This is a genomic window from Pseudomonas sp. 43NM1, from assembly GCF_002836905.1.
In the GTDB taxonomy this organism is placed as follows: Bacteria; Pseudomonadota; Gammaproteobacteria; order Pseudomonadales; family Pseudomonadaceae; genus Aquipseudomonas; species Aquipseudomonas prosekii.
The window spans coordinates 1-9652 of record NZ_MKGS01000044.1 but is presented as its reverse complement, the minus strand read 5'-3'; the positions used below and the strand labels follow the sequence as shown (position 1 = coordinate 9652).

The window sequence follows — 9652 nt, the reverse complement described above, 5'->3', positions numbered from 1 at the left end:
GAACAGGCGAACCCGGCACCGGTGGACGTGGCCCCGGAATCGGCGAGCGCACTACCGGAGGACGCGGTCCCGGGATCGGCGAACGCACTACCGGCGGACGTGCCCCCGGCACCGGTGGACGCGGTCCCGGCATCGGCGATCGCACCACCGGCGGACGCGGCCCAGGGATGCGCGATCGCGAGCCACCACCAACCCGGGACGATCCGCCCAACCGCCGTGCAGCGCCGCGACGCCCACCACGACCGCGCCGGCGTTTTTCTCCCGGGCCGTCACCGCCGCCACCCATGGCATTCGCGTTAACCACGAACACCTTTTTGACGCCGTCGTCATCAGAGCCCGAGGCGCCGCCCTTGTCGTCATCGTCACCGCCGGAAACCGCTTCCTTGGCCAGCGATACCACCTTGAGGCCAGTGGATACCAGGTCGAATTTGCCCGGCTTCTCGTCGTCCTTACCGTCCGCGCCGTCGCCATCGTCGTCGCCGTCCACCGGTTTGCCCGTGAGGGCTGCGACCGCCTTCAGACCGGTTTCGACCAGCGATAGCGCTTTGCCGGCCTTGCCCTTGGGCTCATCCGCTTTGCCGTCGCCATCGCTGTCGCCGTCCTGGGCGTTGGTGACAAAAACCTTTTGGATTTCTCCGGCCTTGCCCTTGCCGCCCAACGTACCGCGCGCCAGGTTGAACAGCCCTTTCCCCATCTTGAAAGAACTGAACAGCCCCGATAGCGTGACCAGTGCGCCACCGACCAGGGCAACGCCCGACACCACCCCGGGCGTGCTGTCAGACAGCGCCGTGATGCCCCGGGTAACTTTGGTCAACGTCTCGGCCACAGCGTCCGTGACCGGGCGCAGCGCGTCCCCCACGCTGCGCATAGCGTCATCCATCGACTGAGCCATTTCTGCCCACTTCTGCGACGACGCTTCGCGCCGCTCACTGAGGTTTTTATCGAGGATGCCCGTTGCGTCGCGCGAGTCGTTTTTAAGCTGGCTGTACAGCGCCTTGTTCTGCATATACGCCGACAGCGCGGCCTTGACCTGCATATCAGCGAACAGGTCGCCAGTGCGCAGGGACGCTTCCAGAGAGGCCATCATGGCCTTGGCTTTCTCCGGGTCGGCTTGCTGACTGATATCCGCCGTCGCCTTGGCCATCTCGGCAGCGCGTTTGGGATCAGTCGCCTGAATGTATTTCTGCGCCAACGCCATGCTGGTTTCGAGCGTGGACATACCGTTTTGCAAACCGGTCTGCATCGATCCCTTGTAGTCGATACCGGCCTTTTCATAGGCCTTGACGGTATCGGTCGAACCGATTTTGCCCATCCAGTTTTTCAGGTTGTTGGCCGCCTCATCGGCGCCGCCGGCAGACTTCATCTGCACCTGCAGCATGGCGCCCAATTGCGTCACCGCATCCATGCCGGTGATACCCAGGCTGCCCATGTTGGCCAACAGTTCAGGGAACCACTTGGCCATGTCGGCCGCTTCGAAGCTTCCCGCCTGCCCTTGAAAGGCGATCGCCTCAAGGGCCTGTTGCATCTGTTCCGGGTCGGTGATCTTGGCGTTCTGCCCCAGGGCGTTGATCATCTTCGCCGTGTCGACGCCGCTGGACCCTTGCCCCACGACGAACTTGGCCGCCACCGGCGCATACTCCAGCGCCTTGCTTAAATCCATACCGGCGCCAACCAGTTGGTTGACCACGTCGGCCACGTCGTTACGCGCCATCCCGGTGTCGCGCGAGGTATCAATGATCTTGCGCGACACTTCTTTTTCTTGCGGCTTGTTGGCAATGCCGGCCTTGATCGCGATGTCACGAACGATCGCGCCGAAGTCCGCACTGACCTTCGTCGGCACGGCCATAGCACCGATACCCACGACAGCAGCCCCGACCGTCTTTTTCAAGCCGTCCGAACCGTCCTTGATTTGTTGGTGCCCCCGTGCTTTCAACTCGGCTTTGTTGGCCGCTTGCCCCATGGCCCGATAGAACTTCTCAAGACGCCCGACTTCAACGCCCTGCTTTTTCAAGCTGTCGAGATTGGAGTTCAACCGGTTAAGCAATTTGGACGCACCAGCGGCGCCGCTGTCGTGGGCTTTTTTCCACTCATCACGCAAGCGGATGGTGTCGCCGATCGTGCGTTGCAATACGCGCGCTTTGGCGCCTTCCGCCTCGAGGCGTTTGATCCGCCCCGTCACATCCTTGAATGCAGCGCCGACCGAAGAACTGACGGCACCACCAATCACCAGCCCGAGGGCGATTTTGTTCGCCATATCATGGCCCCTATTTGCACAGCCTTACCGAAGGCGGCTCAGTCCGTGAGCCACCAAACCATTTCAGCAAACGGCATTGACTGAATCTCAGCGGCGGAAAATCCGGTTTCCGCCGCCAGACGCTTCGCGGCCATTTTTATGACGCCGGGATCAAACCCCGTCGTCGCGCACCAGGCGAAAATAGCCGGCCTGCAAACGGTAGTAATCCACCAGCTTTAGGCCCTCCAGCTCGCCGACATTGACGCCGGTCAAATTGGCGAACAGAACCACTTCGCGGCTCACTTCATCGCCACCCGATTCACGATTCGCCGCCCGAACATCGAGCACAGTCGGGGAACGCATGACCAACTTATCGACCATGACGCCATTGATTTCCGAGGGACACAGCAGCGTCACCAGCGCGTTATCCGGCGTGACAGTGAGCCAGGCGGCTTGCTCTTTAGCGTCCGAGAATTGCGGCACCAGTTGCTCGTAACCGGCCTGTAAGCGGTGGTAGTCCACTAGCTTCAGGCCTTCGATATCCTTGATCCCCATTTCCGCGAGCCCGGCGAACAGCAGCAACTCGCGCTGCTCTGCATCACCCTGCACGGCCGCATCAGCCGCCAGTTCCTGGCGCAACGTCGGTGCGCGCAGGGTGACCTTCTCGACCTTCACCCCGTTGGCTTCGCTGGGCCGCGACAGAGTCACGACAGCGTGCTCACCGGCTACCACCAGCCAATCCGGCATTTTCTTAATTGCTTGAGTCATCTGGATCTATTCCCTTAGAGGCCGAGTGCGGAGCGCACTTCCGCGAGCTGGTCTTTGCCGTCGATCACCTGAATACCGGCGACCATGTCGATTTCGTACATCAGGCGACCGTCGATTTCGAGCTTGTAGTAAGTGACGGCGATCGCGTGCTTGATCTCCGCGGGGTCGCCGGCCTTCCAGTCGCCCAGATCGACCTCTTTGAGCCGGCCGCGCAGGGTAGCCACGACAGCGGTCACCGTGCCCTTGAGCCCCTTGAAGGCACCACGGAACGACGCGTTGAACGCCGTGCCGTCGGCCAGACCGAAGAACTTCAGCGACTCTCGGCGAATGCCCTTGGTGACAAAGGACGCCTCCATTTTTTCCAGGCCCTGATCCATTTCAATCTCGCCCGCCATGCCGCCAGCGCGATACGCATCAGTCTTGGTGGTCAGCTTGGGCAGCGTCAGGCTCGGCACGTCGCCGGTGAAGTTCACGCCATCGACGAACAGATTGGTGTTGAACAAAGTTTGAGGAATCATTTACGTGGCCCCTTAGGCTGCTTCAAGAACTTCGGTCATCCACTGATCGGTGACTTCGAAAAGGAAATTCGGGTTTTCTGCCGGCGGCACGTCGGTGAAGCGGATGCGCCAGTAAACTTTGCCCTGGGCAATCTGGCTGGCCGTGTTCAGCTCCAGATCCGGGAACACTTCAAAGTTGATGATTGCGCCCTGGGCTTTCAGGTCGCGCATGAACGCATCCAGGCCGTCGGTGACGTCCTTGACGTAGGTTTTCGTGATCGAGCGGTCAACCGCCCACTTGTGCCCGGCCTGTACCGCATCCATCAGGATGAACAGCGTGCGAACGCGGGTAACGAACGCCCATTTCGGATCACTCGACAGCGTGCGGTTGCCCCACAGGCGATAACCGTCGTCACGGATGATCGTCGCGATATTGGCGTTGTTCAGCAGGTTGGCTCGGCACGTCTCGTCGCCGTCCAGGTACTCGACTGCGCGAGTGGTGCCGGTGATGCCGGTGAACTCTTTGTTCGACGGCGATCCCCAGAAGCCGTATTCCGCATCAGTCCAGGCGAACAAGCCCGCTGCCCAGGCCGAGCCCGGCGCATCCACCGTTTTGCTGAGAGTGGTGTCCCAGAACTGCACACCCGGATCGACCATAAACAGGTTGCGGCTGCCGAAGTTATCGGCGTAGGCCATGGCGGCCTCATCGGTGGTACCAGGGCCGTCGAGAATGCCGATCGCGCGTAGCTTCTGCGCCAGGCTATCGAGCGCGGTGGCCACCGCTTGTGTGGCGGTGTGACCCGGGGCAATCAAAAGCCGCGGCTGTGCGTTGAACAGGCTCTTGCCATCGAGCAAGGCTTGCAGGCCGGTACGCTGACCCGAGGCCAGAACGCCGCCAATGATCGCCGAGGTTTGCAGCGCCGTGTCTTCCAACTTGGGCACGCCAATGGCGACGATCACCGCCTTGGCCTTGGTGTAGATCGCCTGACAGGCCTTGGTGATGGCCGAGTCGGGGCCGAAAGCGGCAATGGCTTCGCGCTCGGTGGTGATCAGCTTCAGTTCGCCAGCCTTGGCGGTACCGCCGCCGAGGACGCCCGGGGTGAAGGTGTCGCACAGCCCGATGATAGAAGACGACGGCAGCGAAATGGTGCGAGCACCGGTATCGACCGAAGTGGTGGTAACGCCGTGAAAGAAACTCATAAAGCTCGATCTCCAGAAACGAAAAAGCCCCGCATAAGCGAGGCTGTTAGGGATGTTCGTGTTACGCGTAACGGAAAAGAAAACGCCCCGTCAGTGCGGGGCGTTTATTGCAGTTTCTCGGCCAGCCATGGCGGCGCAATTGGGCGATGGTCGGCCAACGGAAATTCGCCCGCTTCTGGCCAGTTGCGCAGTGAGCGGCGATAGACCTGCAAGTCGGTGTATTGCGCCGAGGTTAGAGACGTGGACAAACCTTCCTCTATTTCGTCACGGTGACGCGCCACGATGCCGTCCGTCTTGGCCAACTGCCCATCGCGCCAAGCGCGCTCAATGCTGGCCAGCACATCGTCACTCATCGGCGGCCGCTCCACGAGTGACGGCGGCTCGGTAGCGAAATCAATCATGATCAGATCCGATTGACCGCGCAGCAATGCGGCGTGCAAATCCGGCGCTATCTCGATCGCGTCCGGCGGAATTTCCCCACCCAGATCGGAGTCGTGAAACAGGCCGGTTGTCTTGCTGGAATAGAGCATTTTCTGTTGATCCCCTTACATACCGAAAGCCAGCACCCGCACGGCCGATTGACTGGCGGTGTAGTTGGACTGCAAAAGCACTTGGCCTAAGCCGTTGGGCATGCCAGCAACATGGGGCGAGCCGCCGCTGGCATAAATGGCGCTGCTCGTCAGCGAGACGTTGCATCCGAAATTCCCTTTCGTAAATGCGATCGGCAAGTTAAACGGGACCGCCTGATACGCCTGGGCGAACGGCGCTGTAAACCACTGAATGATCAAACCAGAAGGCAATTTCTGATAACCCGATTCGCCCGACATGAAGGCCCACGGACGAGTTTTGCCGACAACGCCCGTCCCCGCCAGCAGCCACATACCAGCACCGATATGCATGCAGTCCACATAAGAGTCAGCCGGAATCGCTCGCGTTGCCGGACTCCATACGCCATCGATGTTTTCCTGCATGTTGTCGCCGCCCTGGACACTCAGCGAGAGGTCGTAAGCGCCCCAATTCTGCACACGGACCGTCGCCCCGGGCGGAATATTGTTGGCCGCAGTGCTGGGCAAGCTATAGGCGTTCGCGCCACCCGAACCGGAGCAATGAACCACCCCGCCAACGTGCCCGACGGTTCCATGTAGCGGCCCGTCAAAGGCGGTGAAGGTTGAATATTGCTGACCTCGGGACGACACCGCCGACGCGCTCATTACTTGATCGCTGACATCAAAACGAGGTGGCAGCGGTGTGCGCGGAACGCCTCTGAAGATCGGGCTGACAAAATCCGATTGCTGCAAAAACACACTAGCGCCGTCGCAAAACAGCAGGGAGCACATGCTTTGCGTGACCAGGATCCCCGAGCCCGCCGCCGTTTTCACCGTTAACGTGAACGGCCCGGTGGTGGTGTTGCACACCTGAAACCGCGCAGGCTCAGTCGGCACAATCACGGTTTTGTTGCCGGTCAGCGTGCCGTTGAGATACAGCACACCGGCCCGCACCTGCGCCGCCGTGAGCAGCGTGCTGCCCGAACCCGCCACACTGACAGTCGTCGCACCGTTAACCGCCTTTTCGACAGCGCTGGCCACAAACTCAGTGTTCGCCACCTGACGCGAGTTGTTACCTGGCTCGGCGGTGTTGGCTGTCGGCGCCCCGAGGAACGCCGGCGAATTGATCGGCGCATAGCCTTGGGTCACGTCTTGGAAAACCAACGGCGTGGTTCCCAGGACTATCACGCCGTCGGTGACCAACTGCCAGCGCGTGTCGGCCAGCGCGCCGCCTTGCTCGACCGCAACCAATAACGCGGAAGTCACCTCGGCATTGGTGTCGGCATCTTCTGCGCGCTTCCATACGCCCGCTGCCGCCAAGTACAGGCCGTTGTCCTTGGCCACGGTTTGGTTTTTCACCAACACCCGATCGCCGGCCGCCAACGCAATGCCGTCGATGGTCAGCAAGCCCGCCAGCGCGATGTTGGCCGTGGTGGCCACCCGCACCGACTGTTTGCTGTCGAGCTTGTAAAGCTCTTCGGTTATCCGCAGATCGACGTACTCGCGAGTCGCCAGCACCACCGCAGGGTCAATCTTGAGTGTGATGTTGCCGGTACTGGTCACGATGAAATTCATCCTGACCACTTGGGTGCGGCCGGAGCCCTGCGACAGCATCGGCTTAAAGCTCGGCGCGCAGTTGGCCACCGCCACCAGATCCCCGTCAGCGTCATACAGACCGATTTCGCGAATCCAGCGCCCGCCCTCATCGGCTGGGATAATTTGCTCGGCGATGATCACCGCCGTGTTGGCCGGGTCAATGCGCAGCTGATTCAGCGGACGGCGCCGCCACTCGTTAATCAGCCGCGTTTGCGCCTCGCTTGGGATTGGGTCGGTGTCATTGGCATCACCCACGCCCATTTCGGTGATTTTCCAGGGAATACCGAGTGCGTCGGCATTCGCCTGTTTGGCTCTCCCCACTTTCGTGAGGATGGCGAAAAACTGGGAATTCGCATCAATCATAATAAACGTCCAGAGTGTCTATGGAGTGTTCGCGGCCGACCACACCGAAGCTGCCAGTGACCTCAATGTCACGCATGACCGGCGGGTAAACGTCGATTTCGTCGCCCTCATAGAGGGACACCGCAATGTTCAAATTGCCTTGAGTTTCGAGGCTGATCGCCAGACCCGTCAGGTGCCGGCTAACCGGCTTGGCGTCGTCAATCAGCCGCTCAAGCTCCTGATACATTTCCTCGGTGATACCGGTGTCGAGAACCCCGACCTTCAGCGCGAACGTGCCCGGGATGCCCTCCGGCACCATCTTGAACCACTCGATAATCTCGATCAGGTAGCCCAGGGGCTCAACCACCCGGCGCAGTGCGCCGATGGTCCCCTTGTGAGCGTGGATGTAGTAAGAGGCCTTGATGGCCGCGCGCTTGGTCGCCTCGCTCCACCGGTAATCCCAGCGGTCCACCGACCACGCCCACGCCAAGTGCGGCAGCAAATGCACCGGACAGGTATCGGCGTTGTACAGGTCGCGCAGCGGGACAATGGTCTTTTCGAAAAACGCGGCCTCCATGGCCCGTTCCAGTTGCGTGCTATTGAGCGGCAGTAGGCTTTTCATATCAGCCCGCCAACTTGACGGTGTAGCCCGTACAGAACGCCGCCTGCGCCTTGGTCGGTGCCAAGTCTTGCCATCCGACCAGCTCGACCCTGGAAACCCCGGCAACGTGCAACTGAGCGTCGACGCCAGACCGCGCCACCTCGACGCCCAACCGCTTGCGCGGGTTGATCCATGCCGCCAACCGGCTTATCGCTTCGGCCAAACTGGCATCCGCTTCAGGGCCGGCACCAGCCATGTGCAAAATCGCCTCGATCTTGTACGGAATTACCTGGGCACTCTGCACCGTGACCCGATCGCACACCGGCCGCACATTGTCGTCATTGAGCGCGACGGCCACCGTCGCCAGTAACTCAGGCGGGGCCACGCCCTGCTCTTCCAAACCCAGCACCGTTACCGTAACGAAACACGGCGCCGGGCTTTCGGCCGTGGCATCCGCCACCAATCCCGAGGCGTTACGGGCGTGCAGGATGTAGCTGTTACGCGGGCCAGCCGTGGTCAGGCCCTCATAGGCCAACTGGATACGCTCGCGGAACGGGTCGTCTTCTTCCTTGACCTCCGGCACCGGCGGCACGGCCAGCAGATCCTTGGCTTGAACCACCAGGCGCTTCAGATTGACATTGGCGCCCAGGTGATCGAGGTCACCGTCGATGGCGTGCGCGAGCAAAACCGCCTTGCCTGCATCGTTAACTCGGGCACGGTTGCCGACCTTGATATAAGCAGCCACCTCCAGCACCTTGACCACCGGATCACTCTCCAGCTTGGCCGTCCAGTTGCCGCCCATGTAGCCGCGAAACACGCCTATTTTTTCTTCGTAAACCTCTTCGAAGTCCAGCGGTTCCAACACCGTCGGCGCCGGCAATGACGACAGATCCACGATACTCATACGGCCACCTCCAGCGTGACGCCGTCGCCCAGGTAAACGCCGGCGATCTTCAGATTGACTCGCCCACCTAACACCGACAGAACACGCACCTGATCGAGTTTCAAACGCGGCTCCCAGCGCCCCAGGGAGCGAGCGACTTCAGCCTGTACCGCGCTTTTCCAGCCTTCGTTCACAGGCAAGTCGATAAACCGCCGCAACTTGCTGCCGTAGTCCATCCGATGCCGGCGGCTGCCTAACGGCGTGCCCAAGATGTCAGCAATGGACTGCCGCAAATGGTCGATGCCGGAAATGGGTTGGCCGGTCTGGCGATCCATTCCGATCATCTACATCACTCCTTCAGTGGTTCGAATTCCGCGCTGGCTTTGAGAAATGCCAACGCCTCGGCATCTGCCGGCGCAACCTCAACCTGAGCCTTCGCCACCGACAACGTGCGGTTACTAGGCGGGATGATCAGAGTGCGCGAGGTGTAGATCTTGTCGCGAAACTTCAAAAACTGAGTGGTCGGTGCAGCCAGCGTCAGCGGACTTGCTGCAACGTCGGGCTGCGATTGAACTTCGCTGGCAGGCGTGTCGAGGATCTTGGCCATGTGTTTTCTCCAGGCATGAAAAATCCCGCGCTTGGCGGGCTGTCGTGGTTGAAATTAATGCTTGTGGTGATTGCTGTTTCCGGTCGTGTCGAGGATCGCCATATCGCCGGTGATGTTCTGCGTAACGTGCAACGGACCTTCGATGTTCACCGCCCCCTTCAGGGTGATGGTCCCGGACGTTACGGTAACGGCGCTATCGGTTACGACCGCTTGGGAGCCGCCGACCGTGATAGTCATCGTGCCGCTCGGCAGCGTGATGGTGTAGCTCTTGGCTTGCCAGTCGTAGACCAGCGAGCCGCCGTCATCAAACCGCCAGACTTCCACATGGTCGCGGTTATCCGGCGGCGGGCCAGCATTCCCGTACAGGCCGGGAATGAAGG

At 60.9% G+C, this 9652-nt stretch carries 11 protein-coding genes; all 11 read right to left on the bottom strand.

Annotated features, from left to right (window positions below; genetic code table 11):
- On the bottom strand, positions 1-2254 hold a 2254-nt coding region (locus BI292_RS06225; protein WP_101207326.1), incomplete at its 3' end, for a phage tail tape measure protein.
- A gap of 150 nt (positions 2255-2404) precedes the next feature.
- A complete protein-coding gene (locus BI292_RS29445; protein ID WP_101207325.1) occupies positions 2405-3001 on the bottom strand; it encodes a phage tail assembly protein in 597 nt (198 codons plus the stop codon).
- Positions 3002-3015: 14 nt separating this feature from the next.
- On the bottom strand, positions 3016-3519 hold the full coding sequence (locus BI292_RS06215; RefSeq protein ID WP_101207324.1) for a phage major tail tube protein: 504 nt from the start codon (positions 3517-3519) through the stop codon (positions 3016-3018).
- A 12-nt stretch (positions 3520-3531) separates the two neighbouring features.
- Complete coding sequence (locus BI292_RS06210) at positions 3532-4698, bottom strand: phage tail sheath family protein (RefSeq protein WP_101207323.1); 1167 nt, start codon at positions 4696-4698, stop codon at positions 3532-3534.
- Between the two features lie 104 nt (positions 4699-4802).
- Positions 4803-5228 (bottom strand): phage tail protein, encoded by a 426-nt coding sequence (locus BI292_RS06205; RefSeq protein WP_101207322.1) that lies wholly within the window; start codon positions 5226-5228, stop codon positions 4803-4805.
- Positions 5229-5243: 15 nt separating this feature from the next.
- The gene (locus BI292_RS29090; protein ID WP_256592619.1) at positions 5244-7202 is read right to left on the bottom strand and encodes a phage tail protein; all 1959 of its coding nucleotides are present in this window, start codon (positions 7200-7202) and stop codon (positions 5244-5246) included.
- On the bottom strand, positions 7195-7803 hold the full coding sequence (locus tag BI292_RS06195; RefSeq protein WP_101207321.1) for a phage tail protein I: 609 nt from the start codon (positions 7801-7803) through the stop codon (positions 7195-7197). The genes BI292_RS29090 and BI292_RS06195 overlap by 8 nt, the downstream gene beginning before the upstream one ends.
- Position 7804: 1 nt before the next feature.
- The gene (locus BI292_RS06190) at positions 7805-8686 is read right to left on the bottom strand and encodes a baseplate J/gp47 family protein (RefSeq protein ID WP_101207320.1); all 882 of its coding nucleotides are present in this window, start codon (positions 8684-8686) and stop codon (positions 7805-7807) included.
- Positions 8683-9009: a GPW/gp25 family protein gene (locus tag BI292_RS06185; protein ID WP_101207319.1), complete on the bottom strand. Its 327-nt coding sequence runs from the start codon at positions 9007-9009 to the stop codon at positions 8683-8685. Before BI292_RS06185 ends, BI292_RS06190 begins: the two co-directional genes overlap by 4 nt.
- Before the next feature lie 5 nt (positions 9010-9014).
- Positions 9015-9272 (bottom strand): hypothetical protein, encoded by a 258-nt coding sequence (locus BI292_RS06180; RefSeq protein ID WP_101207318.1) that lies wholly within the window; start codon positions 9270-9272, stop codon positions 9015-9017.
- A gap of 54 nt (positions 9273-9326) precedes the next feature.
- Positions 9327-9652: phage baseplate assembly protein V (locus tag BI292_RS06175; RefSeq protein WP_157831217.1), on the bottom strand; the 326-nt coding region annotated here is incomplete at its 5' end.